A 16,410-nucleotide genomic window follows, 5' to 3' on the forward strand; every position below is an offset into this window, starting at 1 on the left:
GCAGAATGACCGCGTGCCTGCCGAGGACCTGCCCCTGTACGGACGGGACGCGGAACTCGCGTTGTTGGACCGGCTTCTGACCGATGCGGCCGCGGGCTGTGGTGGGGCGCTTGTCATCCGAGGCGAGCCGGGGATCGGCAAGACCGTGCTGCTCGACTGCCTGGAGCGATCGGCGTCGCGGCAGCGCATGCGGGTCCTCCGGTCGGTCGGGGCGGAGAGCGAGTCACAGCTGCCCTACGCCGCCGTCCACCAGCTCCTGTACCCGCTCTTCGGCGGCATCGACGTTCTGCCACCGGCACACCGCTCTGCACTACGGACAGCCGTCGGGCTGGAGGACGGCGAACCGGATGTGTTCGCCGTCGCCCTCGCCGTCCTCGAACTGGTCACCGAGAGCGCCACCGACCGGCCGGTGGCGCTGATCCTCGACGACCTGCACTGGTTCGACCGCGCCAGCGGCGACGTGCTGGCATTCCTGGCACGGCGGGTGGCCACCGAACCGGTCCTCGTGGTCGGCGCCACCCGCACCGTGGCGCTGGACGACCCACAGCGCCGCTCCGGCCTGCCCGACATCGAACTGGGCCGGCTCGCCGGCACCGACGCGGCGGCCCTCCTGGACGCGCGGGCGCCGCAGTTGTCCCACGCGGTACGGCGACGGCTGCTCACCGAGGCCGCCGGCAACCCCCTCGCGCTGGTCGAACTGCCGAAGACCGTGACAGGGCAGCCGCCGGGCGGGCCCGTCGACCAGGCTCTACCGATGAACCGCCGGCTGGAGGCTGCCTTTGCTGCCCGCGCCGAGGCCCTCACCCCGCGTACGACCGCCCTGCTGTCGGTGCTGGCCGCCGACACGACCTGTGATCTGCGCCGGCTGCTCGCTGCCGCGACCGACATCGCCGGCACGCCTGTCGGCCTGGATGACGCGCAGGAGGCGATCGACGCCGGCCTCATCGAGGTCACGGGAGCATCCCTGCGGTTCAAGCACCCGCTCATGCGCTCGGCGGTCTACCAACGGGCATCGGTGGCGGATCGTCTGGGCGCCCACCGTGCGCTCGCCGGACAGCTCACCGGCTTCCCCGACCGCCGGTTGTGGCACCTGGCCGCCGCCACGATCGGCACCGACGAGCCCTTGGCCGGGCAGCTCGAACGCTATGCCGAGCGGGCCCGGGCCCGGGGAGCGACGATGTCGGCGGTCGCGGCCCTGCGCCGGGCGGGTGAGCTGACCGACGACTCCGGGACAGCCCGGTCGCTGCTGCTGCGGGCGGCCGAACTGGCCAGCGAGATGGGCGCCCGGCACGAGGTCGAGCAGTTGCTCGCCAGCAGCGACCTGATCGGGCTCGGACCGGTCGAGCAGGCCCGGCTCACCAACGTCATGGAAGTGGTGCGCTACCCGCGATACCGCGACCCGCTGCAACGCGTGCGCGACCTGACCGACATCGCCGCCGCCGCGCACCAGGCCGGCCACCCCGACGTGAGCATGCAACTGCTGTGGCGTGCCGCGTCGCGGTGCTTCTTCCAGGCGACCGGCCCGGAGACCGCCGAGGCCAGAAAGAAGGTGGCCGCACTCGTCGACGTGGCCGCACCGCACCCGGACGACCCGCAGGCGCTGGCGATCCTGGCCTACACGGTTCCGGAGGAGCGTGGGCGGGAGGTGCTGCGGCGGCTACGGCAGGCCACGAGAGCCGGTCAGGCCGGGTCCGGCCCGGACGCGATGCGCTTCCTGGGCAGCGCGGCGCTCGTTCTCGGCGACTTCGCCCGGAGCTCCGCCTGCATCGATGTCGCCGCCGCCGACGCGCGCGCCCAGGGCCGGCTCGGAGTGCTGGCCCGGCTGCTCGGCGGCAGCAACTGGGGCCGGCTGTGGCTCGGCCAGTGGGACCTCGCACATGCGGAACTGACCGAGGCCCGGGCGCTCGCACAGGAGACCGGCGAGGCCTTCTACTCCGTCGCCGCGCAGACCAGCATCGCCACGATCACCGCGATGCGCGGCGACCTGGACCAGGCGACGACGCTGTTGGACCAGGTCGCGGCCAGCCCTCTCGCCGACGGCATGCGCTACATCCAGGTCGCTCTGGCACAGGCCCGCGGGCTGGTGTACCTGTTCCGCGACGACGCCCACGACGCCTACACCGTTCTGGCGCAGACGTTCGACCCCGCCGACCCCAGCTACCACCGGTACATGCGCTGGTGGCTGGTGCCGGACCTGCTCGACGCGGCTCTCGCCGCGGGCCGCCTCGACGAGGCCCGTACCCTGATCGCCGAACTGCCGGATCTGGCCGACCGGGTCGGTGCGCCGATCCTCGTGCTGGCCGCCCAGTACGCGGCGGTCGTGACCTCCGACGACGCGACCATGGGCGGGATCGAGGCGCTCGGCGGGGAATTGGGCCGCTGGCCGGTGTACCGGGCCCGGCTCCAGCTGCACCTCGCCCGGCAACTCCGGCGCCGGCGTCAGACCCAGGACGCCCGGAACCTGCTGCGGAGGGCACGCGACACGTTCGACACGCTCGGAGCCGGACCGTGGGCGGACATGGCCCGCGCCGAACTGCGCGCGGCGGGCGAGCAGAGCCGGCGACGGGTGTCGTCGGCACGGGAACGGCTGTCGCCGCAGGAGATGCAGATCGCCGGCATGGCGGCGACGGGGCTGACCAACCGCGAGATCGCCGAGCGCCTGTTCCTGTCACATCGCACCGTCAGCTCACACCTGTACCGCATCTACCCGAAACTCGGCATCACCCGCCGTGCACAGCTCACCTCGGCCCTCAAGGTCGGATAGGCTCCGGCTCCGGCTCCGGCTCCGATCGGCGCGGTGACGGTGGTGCTGGGCGTGGCCGTCCACCGGTGGGTGGTGCGCCGCACCGAGCGCCGTGAGCCGACCGAGCTGCTGGGCGGCATCCGTACGGTCGCGACGGGCGCCGCGCTGCTGGCCCCGGAGGTCACCCGGCAGCTGGTGGGCAGATACGCGGCACGCATCCGCCCGGCTCGGGGCGCCCCGGACGGCGGCGCGCTGACGCCGCGTGAGTGCTCCGGCTCATCGCGGAGGGCCTGTGCCACAGCGAGATCGCCGTGGCGCTGGTGATCAGCCACGAGACGGTCAAGACGTACCTGTCCCGCATCCTCACCGAACTCGGCCTGCGCGACCGGGTACAGGCCGTGGTGTACGCGTACCGCCGCGGCCTGGTGATCTGAGCACCGCACCGCCGGTCGTGGCGGGTACCGCTCGTCCGGTGCGCCACGGAATCCGGCTTCTACTACGGACGCTTCGTCATCGGCTTCGACGACTCGGCCGCCTGTCGTTGCCACCGGATGCGCTCGTTCCCGGGGCACCGAGTAGGCTTGTGCGGCCGCGGTCCATCAGGCGCATCAGACTCGCAGTGACCTGGTCGGCTGTGCCGCCGATGACGCCCGGGCCTGGATTGCGGCCCTCGAGGTGAGCGAGGGCGGTGGCGACGAGATCAGTGCTCCGCTGTGGGGGCGGGATGGGCCGGCGGCCTGCCGCTGTGATCTTGAGCGGTCGCGCTGCGCCGGCCGGCTGTCCGCCTTGCCGGTGGGTATGAATACACCCTGCCTGCCATGAGCGGATCACCGGTGGCCGCACGGCGTCGTCGGCCATGTTGTTTCATGAGGTGGAGGAAGCGAAAGATGATCAGTGTGCAGGAGTTCGCCCGTCGGCTCAGCATGGTCGGGCCCGCGGTCGTGACCAGCCACGATGTCGAGGATCTGGCCGATGCCGCGGGTGTGCGCATCGACCCGGGCCGCGGCATCGATGCCGACCAGGCTCAGCAGATGCTGGATCACGTCTCCCCGACGGCGCCGGTCAGTGGAACCGCGATGGTGGCGTCGACCTGGCCGCCGGCGGAACCCGCGCGTCCCGCCGTCGCTCCGGTGGTCTTCTCCAGCGCCGGCGGCCAGGTCGACGCCCCGGCCGATCCGCCGGCACGGCCGCGTAGATCCGGGCAGGCCCGCGCCGGGCAGCCCGGAAGATCACGGCGATCCGGCAACTGATCACCTACCGGGCAGACAGCGGGCCGACGACGGTGGACGTCGCCGGCAACGACACGTTCACGAGCACGTGTCGGATCGTCATCGCGGCCGGCACCGTCCCGGGGCGCATCGAAGCGAAGGCGCGTGCGGCCTACTCAGGCGGTACGCAGGTCGACGACGTGCCACCGGGCCGCCCCCGTGCTGGTGGAGTACCACCACACCAGGCCACCGCGGCTCTGTGTGTCGTTCGCGGCGGCGTCCAGTTCGAGGGTCTCCCCGGTGCGGATGTCGTGGACGAGCAGGGCGGCGGTGCCGGATCGGGGACCGGGTCCGGCGAGGATCTCGAAACGGTCGAGGACGGCGACGTCGGGAACAGCCGTGCGAGCGGTCCCGCCGGCGATCCGCCGGCGCTCCGACCCGTCGGGCCGCATCAGGTCGATGCGGTCCGACCCGTCGGGCCGCATCAGGTCGATGCGGGACAGGCCGTCATCGCCGGTCACCATGACGCGGCACCAGGTGGGACTGCATGCCGCGAACTCCCCGGCGGTGGTGGGCACCGTGATCTCACGGCCGGTGCTCATGTTCCGGAGCAGGGTGGCGCCGGCGCCGCCGCTGGCGCCGTCGTCGAGCCACGGCCATGCCGCCATCGTCCATTCGCCCGGTAGCCGGTCGACCCGGACGGGACCGCCGCGCAACGACACCGACCGGATCTCCGTGGAGGCGGCGCCGTCCTCCGGCGCGGTGGTCCAGTACACCCGGCCGTCATGATGCACCAGGTCGTACTCGCTGCCGTGGAACAGCACGGCGCCGGTGTCGGCGGTGAGACGCCGGGCGGGTCCGCCGGCGCCGATGCTCGCGGCCCAGATCTCCGGTGGCCTGCCGTCGGCGAACTCGGTCCAGACGACATCGTCACCGGCCGCGGTCAGGTTCTCGAAGCGGGGACTGCCCGCCGTGGCCATTCGGCGCAACTCCCGTGGCTCGCCGGCCGCGGCTCGTAGCAGGAGCCGAAGGAATCGATCGTCCTCGCTGGGCGCGGTGCCCACCACCGTGGCCGTGTCGAGGAAGAGCAGGGGCCGCAGCGGCAGGTCGTCGATCGTGCTGACCCGCGCTGCCGGCCAGGCGGCCGCCGCGGTCACCCGTCCGCCCGGCGTGGCCGGCTCGGATTCGGCGGGGCCGCCCCCGATCACCAGGGCGCCGGTCGCGGCGAACGCGACGGCCAGACTGACGAGGGCGAGACCGCGGGCCTGACTCGTGGCGGTCATTCGTACGTCTGCCGGGGCGCGGTCGTCTTCTGCCAACTCGTCACCGCGAGGTACGGCACGTCGGCTTTGTTGACGGGATCCTTCACCACCCGGTCGTGGTAGGTCCCGACCACCTGGACCCAGGTGTCCGCGGGCGCGTCGACCCGGACGTCGCCGGTCAGCCCCACCTTGATCGGGCGGCCGTCCGCCGCGCAGCACGCCAGCACCATCCGGGCCAGCATCGGCTGCCCGTCCGGGCCCGCGGTGACGAAGCCGATGAGCCGAACCCGGCGACCGGCAAGGGTGTGGCCGTCGTCGAACACCGCCCGGGACGCGTAGTCCATCAGGCTGAGCGGCACGGGATCGCCCGGGGGCAGGGGCGCGAACTCCGAATCGGCGGGGACGGCGGCGAGGGCGGTGCCGGACTGGCCGGCGGCGTACGCGCCGAGCGCCGGGGGCGTGATCAGCACCAAGCCGAGCGCCGGCAGGATCAGCAGCCATCCGACGCGTGGCTCGTGATGGGCGTGGCCGGGGTCGCCGTCGCCGGCCGTACCGGTACGCAGATCGTAGTAGAGGGTCATGACGGCGGCTGCCAGCAGCATGACGCCGGCCACGATGAGGAACGGCCGCAGGCCCTCCTTGACGTAGCGCAGGTAGACGTCGGTGAGGCTGGCCTTGAGGATCGCCCCGCCGAGCAACGTCAGCACGATCGCTTGTGCTCGGCGGTTCACCAGAGCACCACCCCGACGCCGGTGCCGACCACGACGGCCGTCACGAAGGTGACCGGCGCGAACCGGGAGGCGAACCGCCGGCCGAACACCCCGGCCTGCATCGAGATCAGCTTGAGATCGACCATCGGGCCCACCACCAGGAACACCAGCCGGGACGTCAACGAGAACTGCGACAGGGACGCGGCGACGAACGCGTCGGCCTCGCTGCAGATCGACAGAAGGACGGCCAGCGTGGCCAGGACCAGCACGGACAGGACCGGATCGGCGGCGAGTCCCTGCAGCCATGACTCGGGCACGACCACGTTGATGGTCGCGGCGGCCGCCGCTCCGATGACCAGGAAGCCGCCGGCGTGCATGACGTCGTGCCGGCAGGCTGCCCAGAACGCCCGGGCCCGTGAGCTGTCGTCGAGATCGGACCGGCGTGGCAGGCGGATCCATTCGCTCTTGCCCAGGCGCAGCCACAGCCAGCCCATCGCGATCGCGACGGTCAGGCTGGCGGCGGCCCGCGCGGCCACCATCTCCGGGTTGCCGGGGAAGGCGACCGCGGTCGCGGTCAGGACGATCGGGTTGATCGCCGGTGCCGCCAGCAGGAAGGCCAGGGCTGCGGCGGGTGTGACGCCCCGGCGGATCAGCGAGCCGGCGATCGGCACGCTGCCGCATTCGCATCCGGGCAGGATCACTCCGGCCAGGCCGGCGGCGGGCACGGCCGCGGCGGGATGCCGCGGCAGGGCCCTGGCCCAGAACGACCGGGGTACGAAGACGGCGATCACGGCGGACAGCACGACACCGAAGACCAGGAACGGCATCGCCTGCACCAGTACGGAGACGAACACCGTGGTCCACGTCTGCAGGCGGGGGTCGGAGACGGTATCGGCGAGGGGATCGCGGAACACGACGAGAAGGAGAAGCAGAAGCGCCAGCCATTCCACCGAGCCGAAACGCCAGGACCCGGGCTGTGTGGCCGGCGCCGGCGGCACGGGAGGATCGGCAGCGTGCGGGGCCGGTCGCGTGCGTGTCGCGGCGCTTTCAGTGGGGTTCGACAACGCACTCCCGTTCCGACGCGATGCTCGCCCGACGAGCGCTCTGAGTCATGACCGTCAATCAATTTACCGATTCATGGCGCAGATGCAATATGCCGCCGCGGCATTGATCCACCCGTCGGATGTTTCATTTACATGCTCAATTGCTGATGTGTTGAGAATGTCACGGACCCGAGTGAATCCGAGGACGCCGGAATCGACGGGCCCGATTCCTGCCGTGTGCCGGCACGGCCGTTTCCGCTCCCGGTCCGTGGCGAGAGCGGCCGTCGCCCGGCGGTCGGGGTCAGCGTGCCGGTGTAGGTGCCGGCCGCGGTGTCCGGCGGCACGCTCAGCCGCAGACCGGCGTCGAGCCGGGCGGTGCCCCCTCCCGCACCGGCGGGAGCGGTCGCCGGCACAGCCCCGTCACCGAGGCCCGTGCCGGGCTGCCTCGCCACGGGGGGAGCAGCGACCGGGCATCTCGATCGGGACGGGATTCGCCATTCCGCCGCAGGGCTGCCGCCTGCACCGATACCGTCCAGACGATCAATCCGGACGGGGGCGGATCCTGCTCACACCACCCATCGAGCCGATGCGGGCCGCCACAGTCCGGGACCTGCTGGCGCCGCGCACCCGCGGCACCCCGCAGTACGAGATCAAGTTCGACGGCTGGCGGCTGCTCTGCTTCGCCCATGGCGATCGGATCCAGTTGCAGTCGAGGCAACGGAAGATCGTCACCGGCTACTTCCCGGACGTGATCGGGAACGTCGGCGCCGCGCTGCTGCCCGATGTCGTCCTCGACGGGGAGGTGATCATCTGGGACGACGAGGCCGGCCGGACATCGTTCTCAGCACTCCACCGCCGTATCACCGCAGGCCGACGCCTCGACGCCGAAGTCCGCGCCCGCCCGGCCACCTATGTCGTCTTCGACCTCCTCGAGGTCGACGGCGTCGAGATCGTGAGCCGGCCGCTGCTGGAGCGGCGCATGCTCCTCGAAGAGCTGCTCGTCGACCAGCCTCCCGGTCTCACCCTCTGCCCGGCCACCCGAGATCCCGGCGAAGCACGATCGTGGTTCGACGAATTCCACGTCACCGGGGCCGAAGGCGTGATCATCAAGGATCTCGCGAGCCGATACAGTCCGCACGGGCCGGGTTGGTGGAAGTGGAAGCGGCACGCCACCACGGAAGCCGTCATCGGGGGAGTGCTCGGCAGCCGGCACGATCCGGCCGTGCTCCTGCTGGGCCGATTCACCGACTGCGGCCGCCTGCAGTACGTCGGCCGGACCACCCCACTCTCACCCGCACAGCGCAGCGAGCTGGCGGGCGTGCTGTCCGCCGCGGTCGGCCATCCGTGGCGCAATCCGCTGCCGGCGGCCTGGTCCGGGCAGGTCGACCGGCGTGAGCCGGTCGGCTACACACCGGTCGAGCCACTCCAGGTGGCCGAGATCGCGGTGGACGAGGCCTACGAGCACGGCCGGTGGCGCCACCCCGTCCGGTACGTGCGATTACGGGGTGACCTGGAACCTGCCGACGTCCAGCCGGCCTCCGGGACCAGCCCACTCACCGTGTGACGCGGGCCGGCCGGTGAGGTGAGCCGCTGACCGCGGCGGGTGCCAGACCGGGGGAGGGCTCGCGGTCGACGCCGGTCTTCGCATCGAGGTCCACCGGGCCGGCCGTAGTCTGCGGGACAGCCGGCGGCCCTTTCAATCGATTATGCTCGATCGATTTCGAGCAAAGGACAGCGAATGATCGGCGTACGACGAGCCGGAGCATGGGCCATGAGCCTGGTGCTGACAACGGCGGCCCTTGTCGGCTTGAGCAGTTCTCCAGCGCATGCGGCGGAGTGCCGGGAAAACTATGTGTCTGGCGGCTGGAACGTAACCGTCTGCCTGACCAAGCAAATTTCAACAGCTCCGGAGGGCGCATCCTGCGCATCCGCGGACCCGAGGTGTGGCTTGGCCGCTGAGCTTGTCGTTCAACCAGGCCGGCGGGGCTTCGTGCACCTCTGGTGATGAGTCGGCCGCTGGTGTGCCTGGCCGGTGACCAGGATGAGTCCCACGTCGTGGCGGGTCGCGGGCTGTCGGTTGCGGGAGCCGGACGGGCGTCCGGGGCCAGGTCGGCTGAGTTGAGGTGCACGCGCTGGCAAGGCGCTGGTCGCGCGGAGGTTCCGAGACCCCCGCCGCACCCGGGCCGGGGTGAGCCGCTCCGGCCTCATCGGGCGTTCCCAGGGTCGGCGTAGGTCCTGCGCGAGGGGCCGGGCGATACGCAGCTGAGTATGCGCGGCCAGGTCCAGCGATCGGCGGCGGCCGGCTCGCGCAGCCGCGGAACCGTCCAGCCGAGCGTCTGTTTCAGCAGCCGGAAGGTGTGCTCGATGTCGAAGCGGCGCAGGAACGCCTGCCGGCATCGGTCGACATCAGCATCGGTGGTGTCGGCCTTGGGCCACCACAGCCAGAGCGGCTTCGGCTCGCCGCGGCTGGGCAGACGGTCGGCGGTGAGCCGGATGACCGTACCCGCCGGCCTGCAGGTGAACCCGCTGTACAAGGGCCCCGACGCGGCGCTCCAATCGCATCCGGCTCGGTATCCATCGGAAGCCGACCGGCTCCAAGGCCCTTCCCAGCCACTCACCCGCGGCAATCACCACTGCCTTCGGCTGAACGGCTGCCGTCAAATCTTCAGCTGCACTCACGCAACCGAGCCGAGCAGCTACACCCTTACGAGATCAACTCACTGATCTGCCGCACTGTGGTCACCCTTGATGACGCACCGACCTTGTCCGCAGCGACGCCGCGCTGGAGCCGGAGGTTGAAACGACAAGCTCAGCCAGCCGTTCATCCGTGTGGAGGGTTCGGCGCCCGCTCGGCGCCACGGCCGCCCACGACGCCGAACCAGCCGCGGCGGAGCAGCATGTTGGCCTCGATGGCGAACCAGTTGCGTGCCCGCAGCAGGAGCAGGAGGAACGGCACGGCCGTCGCCGGCATGGCGAAGATCTTGACGCCGCCCGCCACGTCGGGGGCCGGGTCGACGGCGAACAGCAGCGCGGCGATCGCCGTCACGGCGAGCCGTAGCACCGCCAGGGCGAAGGCGGGGCGGTGCAGGTTCTGCCGGATCAGCATGCGCGTCGGCCCGGTCAGCGCCCGGAGCCGCCACCGGAGAAACGCTGCGGCGCACGCGATGCCCCCGGCGGCGATCGCCAGGCCGGCCGCGACACCGGCCGGGCCGGCGACCTCGGCGCGCAGCAGGGTGGTGGTCACCGACGCGATCACCAGGATCAAGCTTGCCACGTCGGTGACCAGCCAGAGGGCCCCGCGAGCGCTGCGGGCCGCGACCCGGACGACGTTCGGGTCGGCCGGCGTGGCGGCGAGGGTGGCGGCCAGGGCGGGCGCCGCGCGGAACGCCCGTCCGCGGTCCGCGTCCAGCTCGGCCACCGAGTACAGCGCCACGGGATCGTCGGGAGCCAGGGCCAGCGCCTGCTCGTACGACTGCCGGGCCGCGTCGAATCGGGCCATCCGGCGATGGGTGTCACCCTCGGCCACGTACGTCATGGGGTCGTCCGGTGCGAGGTTCCGGGCCCGGACGGCGGCTTTCCGGGCCGCCACGATGTTGGCGGTGCCGCCGCTCTCCAGCAGGGCGTAGACCAGCGCCATCTCGCTGTACGGGTCGAGTGGCAGCAGGTCCCGGGCGATGGTCGCCTCCTGGACCGCCTCCTTCGCGCGCCCGGTCTGCATCAGCGCCAGGGCGGCCTGCCGGTGCGCGATGGGATGGTCCGGCGCCAGTTCCACGGCGCGTTCGGCGGCTTGCAGCGCGTCGGGGAGCCGGCCGGCGGCGTGCCGGCAGGCGCTCAGGAGCACGAGCGCGTTCACGTCGTCGGGCTCTTCGGCCAGCCGCCGCTCGGCCAGCCGCGCCGCGTCGTCCGGCCGTCCCGCGGCGAGCAGGTGGGAGATCCGTGCGCCGAACTCGTCGGGCGCGCTCACCGCAGCAACTTCCGCTTCCTCAGGTACGCGATGAGGTCGTCGTAGGCGCCGCCCTCGTTGGCGAACATGGCGACGTTGCGGGCGGTGGTGAACCAGGGACCGGTGGACGGCCGGACCTGCTTGAGCGCCCGGGCGAAGTCGCGCTGCTCGATCATCCGGACCTTCCCGCTGCGGATGGAGTCGGCCATCGCGTACTCGGCCGCCGACTCGCACAGGTGGGTCAGGTCGGCACCGGAGAAGTCCTCGGTCTCGGCGACGAGCTTCGGCAGGTCGATGCCGGCTATCGGACGGTCCCGCAGGTTGCGGTCGATGATCGTCTCGCGGGCGTCGGCGTCCGGCGGGAGCACCAGCACCATCCGGTCGAGGCGCCCCGGGCGGCGCAGCGCCGGGTCGACCTGCCAGGGCGTGTTGGTCGCGGCGAGCACGAACACACCCTCGTTGTCGCTGTCGACGCCGTCCAGTTCGGCGAGCAGCTGGTTGCCGACCGTCCGCATCGAGCTGGAGTTGGTGTGCGACCGCTTCTGGCCGAGCGCGTCGACCTCGTCGAGGAACAGCACGCACGGGGCGTTGCGCCGGGCCGTCTGGAACAGCTCGTGCAGGTTGCGCTCGGAGTTGCCCAGCCACATGTCGAGCACGTCGACGATCGACAGCGACATGAACCGGGCGCCGAGTTCACCGGCGACCGCCCGGGCGATGAACGTCTTGCCACAGCCCGGCGGGCCGTAGAGCATCAGGCCGCCACGCAGGCTCTTCCCGTACAGTCTGCGCAGCTCGGGGTTGCGCATCGGGCCCAGGAACGCCAGTTCCAGCCGCTCCTTGACGTCGGCCATGCCCCCGACGTCGGCGAGCCGCAGGCCGGACGACTCGACATCGAATCGGCGATCGTCCTCGCCGGAGGCCGGCTCGAGCGGCCCGCCGGCCGGCACGGGGCCGGCCGCCTTCTCCGGCACGGCGTAGCGGGGCGGCACGACGGGGGAGAGTTCCTCCTCGTAGGCGGCCAGCGGGTCGGCCTTCTCCTGCGACGAGGGCTGGGGCTCGTCGGGCGGCGCCGCGCCGGTGTCGGCGGCAGCCGGCGCGTTCGCGTTCAGGGCGCGCTGCATCAGCGCCTGCGCCGCCACGTTGCCGGGGTCATGGGCCAGCACCAGCCCGGCCTGCGCGAGCGCCTCGACGGCACGGCCGGCGTCGACCAGGACCCCGCCGAGGAGCAGGCGCAGCGTCGGATCGTCCGGTCGTGCCTCGACGGCAGCGGTGAGGCTGAGGATCACATTGTCGTCACTCATGGCAGGAGCAGGATAGGCCGAGCCCGGAGCCGGCCTGATCGGGGATCGGCCGGCGGTGCGCCGGTTCGAGCTAGCCGGCGGCGGTGGCGGCGTCGGCCCGGACCTTCCGCGGATCGGTGACGCCGGCCTCGCGCCGCACGTGGTCGTCGAGCGCGACGAGGCTCGGATCGTCCAGGGCGATCCAGAGCATGTCGGTCGACGACGGGTCGTCGGCGAGCAGGGTGGCGTCCAGGTAGACCGACACCCGCGGTCCCGGAGTGCTTGGTGGCGGGCGCAGGAATTCGAGGTTCATGTCTACCCCTCCGGTGTACGGCGATCGTGACCCTTCAGCGGGGTGAACGGTGAACCGCCCGGCTACCCACACGAGCGGATGAAACCGGCAGATCCCGCTTTCCTGGTCAGCGCCGCGATGCCTGCCGTCCGGCGGTGATCCCGGCCGCGGCAGGGGCCTGGTGCCGACAACGTCCTCGCGGGAGAGGTCCTGCAGCCGTTCAGCCGAGGGCCGATCGTCTCATTCCCGCGGGTGTCATACCTGCGACCCGTCGCGGACCGGTGTCGTCGGCGTACCCACCAGTTGATCTGCGATCTTGTGAAGTAGCTGCTGGGCGGTGAACGGTTTCTCGATGAAGGCGACGTCGGCGTCGAGGATGTGGGTGGTGCCGAGCAGCCCGTTGCTGTAGCCGGACATGTAGACGACGGGCAGTCCCGGTCGCTGCTCGTGAAGTCGCTGGGCGAGCTGGCGACCGGACATCTGCGGCATGATCACGTCCGTGAGGACGAGGTCGCAGTGGTGCTCGGCGGCGAGATCGAGGGCCTCGGGGCCGTTGTTCGCGACCAGGGCATGGTATCCGCCGTCGGTGAGGATCCGGGCCACGATCCGGGCGAGGGCGGGTTCGTCCTCGACGACCAGGACCGTGCGGCCGGCGCCGTCCGGCGGTAGGGCGGGGGCGTCCTGCCGTGCCGCGTTCGTGTCCGCGGGTGAGGTACGCAGCGGCAGGTGGATACGGAAGGTGGTGCCGACGTCGGGTTCCGAGTACAGGGTGATGCTGCCGCCGGCTTCGGTGATGATGCCGTAGACGGTTGCCAGGCCCAGTCCGGTGCCCTGGCCGCGCGGTTTGGTGGTGTAGAAGGGCTCGAAGATGTGCGCGGCCACATCGGCGGGGATACCGCAACCGGTGTCACTGACGAGCAGGCGCGCGTAGGCGCCGGCCGGCAGCGGTGGGGCCGTGGTGGTGTCCTCGCTGTCGAGGGTGTGGACGCCGGCCTCGATGACGAGGGTGCCGCCGTCGGGCATGGCGTCGCGGGCGTTGATGGCCAGATTGAGCAGTACCTGCTGGATCTGGCCGGGGTCGGCGTGCACCGTCACCGGCTGACCGGCGGGCCGGGTGATCAGCGTGATGTGCTCGCCGATGGTGCGTTCCAGCATCGCCGAGACCTCGGCGATCGCGGTGTTGAGGTCGACATCGCGAGGCTGGATGGTGTCGCCGCGGGTGAACGTGAGCAGCTGACTGGTCAGGTTGGTGGCCCGTTCGGTGGCTGCCTGCACCTGGCGCAGGTCGGCGCGCACGGCGGGGTCGGTGCTCTGCTCACGGGCGAACTCGGTGTAGTTGCCGATGATGGCCAGGATGTTGTTGAAGTCGTGGGCCACCCCGCCGGCGAGGTTGCCCAGGCTCTCCATGCGCTGCGCCTGGTCGGTGCGTTCCTGCAGCGCGCGTTGCCGTTCGGCGGCCTCCTTGGCGGCGGTGATGTCGCGTCCGACCGCGGAGATGCCGATGACGGCGCCGGTGTGGTCCTCGATCGCGGACACCATGAAGGCGATGTCCAGGCGGGAGCCGTCCTTGTGGCGGCGGCGGGCTTCGTAGGTGATGTTGCGCTCGCCGCCATGGATCCGGTCGATGACGTCGCTCTGTTCGGCCGTTGCGGATTCGCGGTCGGCCAGCAGCGTCGCCGGTCTCCCGATGACTTCAGCGGCGGTCCAGCCGAACAGGCGTTCCGCGCCGTGGTTCCAGGCGGTGATGGTGCCGTCGGGAGTGGCGCCGATGATCGCCTCGTCGAGACTGTCGACGAGCGCGGCGAGGGTGGCCCGGTGTTCCTCCGCCGCGGTGCGGGCCGCACGTTCGCGGGCGTCGGCCTCAGCGAGCCGGCGCTGTCCCCACGGATCGACGTAGATGGCGCCTTTGCCGAGCAGCACCTTGTAGCCGCGGCGCAGTGTCCAGTAGTAGATGCCGGCCGTGGCGGTGAACAGGTCCCAGACGACCGACGGCCAGGGTACGCTGCCGTGCCGCATCGGCATCGTCCCCGAGGTGGCGCGCATGAGGTCCTGGTAGATCATCCAGGCGTGCAGGCCGTGTCCGACGGAGCAACTGAAGAAGATCAGTGCGGTGGCGGCGGCGAGCTTGTTGCTGCGCACCTGCCCTGCCCGGACGAGGGGAACCGTGATCGCGACCAGGATCGCGGCATACGCGACCATGATGATCAGGTTGCCGAGCAGAAACAACTGATCCCACACCTCCACTCATCGGCTGCGGCAGCTGATCCCTGAGCCGTCTGCGGTGACGTGATGCGTACGATGCGGTCGGCTGGGGTGATCTACACCGCCGTGCGCTGTCGTGTCCGGCCCGGGTGCGCCACACTGCCTGTGGCGTCCGAGGTGAGGAGGGTTCGGTGTGAGTGGGATCGAGGCCCTGGTCCGGCTGTTGCGGCAGTCGCATCACGCCCGGCCGGATGACCTTCCGCAGATGGCGATGCGGGCCGCCCCGCTCGTCGGCGCCACCGCCATGATCATCTACCTGGTGGATCACCGGCAGCGTGAGCTCCTGCCCCTGCTCGCCGGGGACGCTCCGGCCCGTGACGGGTTCATGATCGACGGAACTCTCGCGGGCCGCGCGTTCTCCACGGTCACCGCCTGCGTGAGCGACGCCGAAGCCGACGGTGTCCGGGTGTGGGTGCCGCTGATCAACGGCGCTGAACGCCTCGGTGCCCTGGAGGTCGTCCTGGCCGGCCCCGTCGGGGAGTCGACCGTGGAGGACTGCGCGACGGTCGCGGCGCTGCTGGCCGAGTTGGTCGTCACGCGCGACTTCTACAGCGACACGATCGAGCGGTTGCGCCGCCGGGAGCCCATGCTGTTGGCGGCGGAGATGCTGCGTGCCCAGTTGCCGCCGCTGACGTTCTCCACCGGCCATCTGATGATCAGCGGGGTGCTGGAGCCGTGCTATGACGTCGGCGGTGACGCCTTCGACTACGCCGTCAACGGCGACATCGCGCATCTGGCGCTGTTCGACGCCGTCGGGCACGGCTCGTCCGGCGGGATGCGGGCGGTCATGCTGGCGTCGCTCGCGCTGGCGGCCTACCGCAACGCCCGCCGGGCCGGCCTGGACCTGATCGGCACGTACCACCACATCGACCGCGCGGTGCAGGAACATGACAGATGGGGTCTGATCACCGCGGTGCTCGCCGAGCTCGACCAGTGCACCGGGATGCTGCGGGTGATCTCCGCCGGGCATCCCAGCGGTGTGGTGATCCGCCAGGGCAAAGCAGTCAAGGTGCTGCCGACCCCGACGGCACTGCCGGTCTCGCTCGGTCACCACCGGTCGCCGGTCGTGGTGGAGGAGGCCCTCGAACCCGGCGATCACGTGCTGCTCTACACCGACGGCATCATCGAGGCCCGGGACCGCGACGGTGAGCCGTTCGGCATCGACCGGCTCGTCGACTTCACGGTCAAGGCCATCGCCGACCAGCTGCCGTTGCCGGAGACCACCCGCCGGCTGGTCCACGCCATCCTCGACCGTCAGGACGACTGCCTGCAGGACGACGCCACCGTGCTGCTCGCCCAGTGGATCAGCCCGGCCCCGGCCCGCTCCGACACCGAACTGCCGGAGTCCGACAACCAGGCACCCCTCGACGCCATCGACTGATCGTCGGGAAAACCGTCCGGGCCGTCGTCCACGGTGGTCCGAGCACCGCCGAACCGCCGGCGATCATGACGGCACTCGTTTCATCGTCACCCTTCCGGGTTCCGTGTCGGAGGCGTGAGGCGTGCCCGTGGGCGCCGTGCGCGCTACTTACCGGCGAAATCGATCCCCGGAACGTCGGCGAGGTTCATGCTGAAGCCGAGTCGTCTGTCGCGACCCGCCGTGCCGGAGCCCGAGACGGCCCGTTCCGGTGTAGTCGCACCTCTGTCGCGGGGCCGTGTCCGCCGTC

General features: G+C 71.4%; 11 protein-coding genes and 2 pseudogenes. 5 read left to right on the plus strand and 8 right to left on the minus strand.

All coding sequences use genetic code 11. From position 1 onward, the window contains the following. The first annotated feature begins 13 nt into the window (after positions 1-13). The 3 genes and pseudogenes from Aut01nite_RS32375 (at position 14) to Aut01nite_RS32385 (ending at position 3,993) form a co-directional block, all read left to right on the plus strand. On the plus strand, positions 14-2,764 hold the full coding sequence (locus tag Aut01nite_RS32375) for an ATP-binding protein (RefSeq protein WP_052163590.1): 2,751 nt from the start codon (positions 14-16) through the stop codon (positions 2,762-2,764). A gap of 96 nt (positions 2,765-2,860) precedes the next feature. Next, positions 2,861-3,177 (plus strand): annotated as a pseudogene (locus tag Aut01nite_RS32380) (response regulator transcription factor); the annotation flags it as partial. 453 nt (positions 3,178-3,630) lie between these two features. Next, a complete protein-coding gene (locus Aut01nite_RS32385) occupies positions 3,631-3,993 on the plus strand; it encodes a hypothetical protein (RefSeq protein WP_043524491.1) in 363 nt (120 codons plus the stop codon). A gap of 134 nt (positions 3,994-4,127) precedes the next feature. Here the strand turns inward: Aut01nite_RS32385 and Aut01nite_RS32390 are convergent, their stop codons facing one another. The 3 genes from Aut01nite_RS32390 to Aut01nite_RS32400 are packed head-to-tail and all read right to left on the minus strand — an operon-like array spanning position 4,128 to position 6,921. Beyond that, the gene (locus Aut01nite_RS32390; protein WP_043524490.1) at positions 4,128-5,234 is read right to left on the minus strand and encodes a hypothetical protein; all 1,107 of its coding nucleotides are present in this window, start codon (positions 5,232-5,234) and stop codon (positions 4,128-4,130) included. Beyond that, positions 5,231-5,944 (minus strand): TIGR03943 family putative permease subunit, encoded by a 714-nt coding sequence (locus Aut01nite_RS32395; protein ID WP_043524489.1) that lies wholly within the window; start codon positions 5,942-5,944, stop codon positions 5,231-5,233. The genes Aut01nite_RS32390 and Aut01nite_RS32395 overlap by 4 nt, the downstream gene beginning before the upstream one ends. Beyond that, positions 5,941-6,921, minus strand: coding sequence for a permease (locus tag Aut01nite_RS32400; protein ID WP_043524488.1), 981 nt, complete (start codon positions 6,919-6,921; stop codon positions 5,941-5,943). The genes Aut01nite_RS32395 and Aut01nite_RS32400 overlap by 4 nt, the downstream gene beginning before the upstream one ends. Positions 6,922-7,552: 631 nt before the next feature. Between Aut01nite_RS32400 and Aut01nite_RS32405 the strand changes: the two genes are divergently transcribed. Continuing rightward, positions 7,553-8,530, plus strand: a complete 978-nt coding sequence (locus Aut01nite_RS32405; protein WP_052163588.1) for an ATP-dependent DNA ligase — start codon at positions 7,553-7,555, stop codon at positions 8,528-8,530. Positions 8,531-8,934: 404 nt separating this feature from the next. Here the strand turns inward: Aut01nite_RS32405 and Aut01nite_RS44640 are convergent. The 5 genes and pseudogenes from Aut01nite_RS44640 to Aut01nite_RS32430 all read right to left on the minus strand — a co-directional run. Continuing rightward, a pseudogene (locus Aut01nite_RS44640) lies at positions 8,935-9,470 on the minus strand (NF041680 family putative transposase); the annotation flags it as partial. 317 nt (positions 9,471-9,787) lie between these two features. Next, positions 9,788-10,930 (minus strand): tetratricopeptide repeat protein, encoded by a 1,143-nt coding sequence (locus Aut01nite_RS32415; RefSeq protein WP_043524485.1) that lies wholly within the window; start codon positions 10,928-10,930, stop codon positions 9,788-9,790. Continuing rightward, positions 10,927-12,210: an ATP-binding protein gene (locus Aut01nite_RS32420; protein WP_043524484.1), complete on the minus strand. Its 1,284-nt coding sequence runs from the start codon at positions 12,208-12,210 to the stop codon at positions 10,927-10,929. Before Aut01nite_RS32420 ends, Aut01nite_RS32415 begins: the two co-directional genes overlap by 4 nt. A gap of 70 nt (positions 12,211-12,280) precedes the next feature. Beyond that, on the minus strand, positions 12,281-12,502 hold the full coding sequence (locus Aut01nite_RS32425) for a hypothetical protein (protein ID WP_043524483.1): 222 nt from the start codon (positions 12,500-12,502) through the stop codon (positions 12,281-12,283). A gap of 234 nt (positions 12,503-12,736) precedes the next feature. Beyond that, a complete protein-coding gene (locus tag Aut01nite_RS32430; RefSeq protein ID WP_043524572.1) occupies positions 12,737-14,719 on the minus strand; it encodes a hybrid sensor histidine kinase/response regulator in 1,983 nt (660 codons plus the stop codon). 157 nt (positions 14,720-14,876) lie between these two features. Between Aut01nite_RS32430 and Aut01nite_RS32435 the strand changes: the two genes are divergently transcribed. Then, positions 14,877-16,124: a PP2C family protein-serine/threonine phosphatase gene (locus Aut01nite_RS32435; protein ID WP_043524482.1), complete on the plus strand. Its 1,248-nt coding sequence runs from the start codon at positions 14,877-14,879 to the stop codon at positions 16,122-16,124. Positions 16,125-16,410: the final 286 nt, after the last annotated feature.

The sequence above is a fragment of the Actinoplanes utahensis genome (genome assembly GCF_016862455.1).
GTDB classification, from domain to species: Bacteria; Actinomycetota; Actinomycetes; order Mycobacteriales; family Micromonosporaceae; genus Actinoplanes; species Actinoplanes utahensis.

What these genes read in the sequence shown, in the direction of transcription:
- Aut01nite_RS32405 (WP_052163588.1), top strand. Translation starts at nt 7,553, where the DNA reads ATGCGGGCCGCCACAGTCCGGGACCTGCTGGCGCCGCGCACCCGCGGC.
- Aut01nite_RS32420 (WP_043524484.1), bottom strand. Translation starts at nt 12,210, where the DNA reads ATGAGTGACGACAATGTGATCCTCAGCCTCACCGCTGCCGTCGAGGCA.
- Aut01nite_RS32390 (WP_043524490.1), bottom strand. Translation starts at nt 5,234, where the DNA reads ATGACCGCCACGAGTCAGGCCCGCGGTCTCGCCCTCGTCAGTCTGGCC.
- Aut01nite_RS32425 (WP_043524483.1), bottom strand. Translation starts at nt 12,502, where the DNA reads ATGAACCTCGAATTCCTGCGCCCGCCACCAAGCACTCCGGGACCGCGG.
- Aut01nite_RS32385 (WP_043524491.1), top strand. Translation starts at nt 3,631, where the DNA reads ATGATCAGTGTGCAGGAGTTCGCCCGTCGGCTCAGCATGGTCGGGCCC.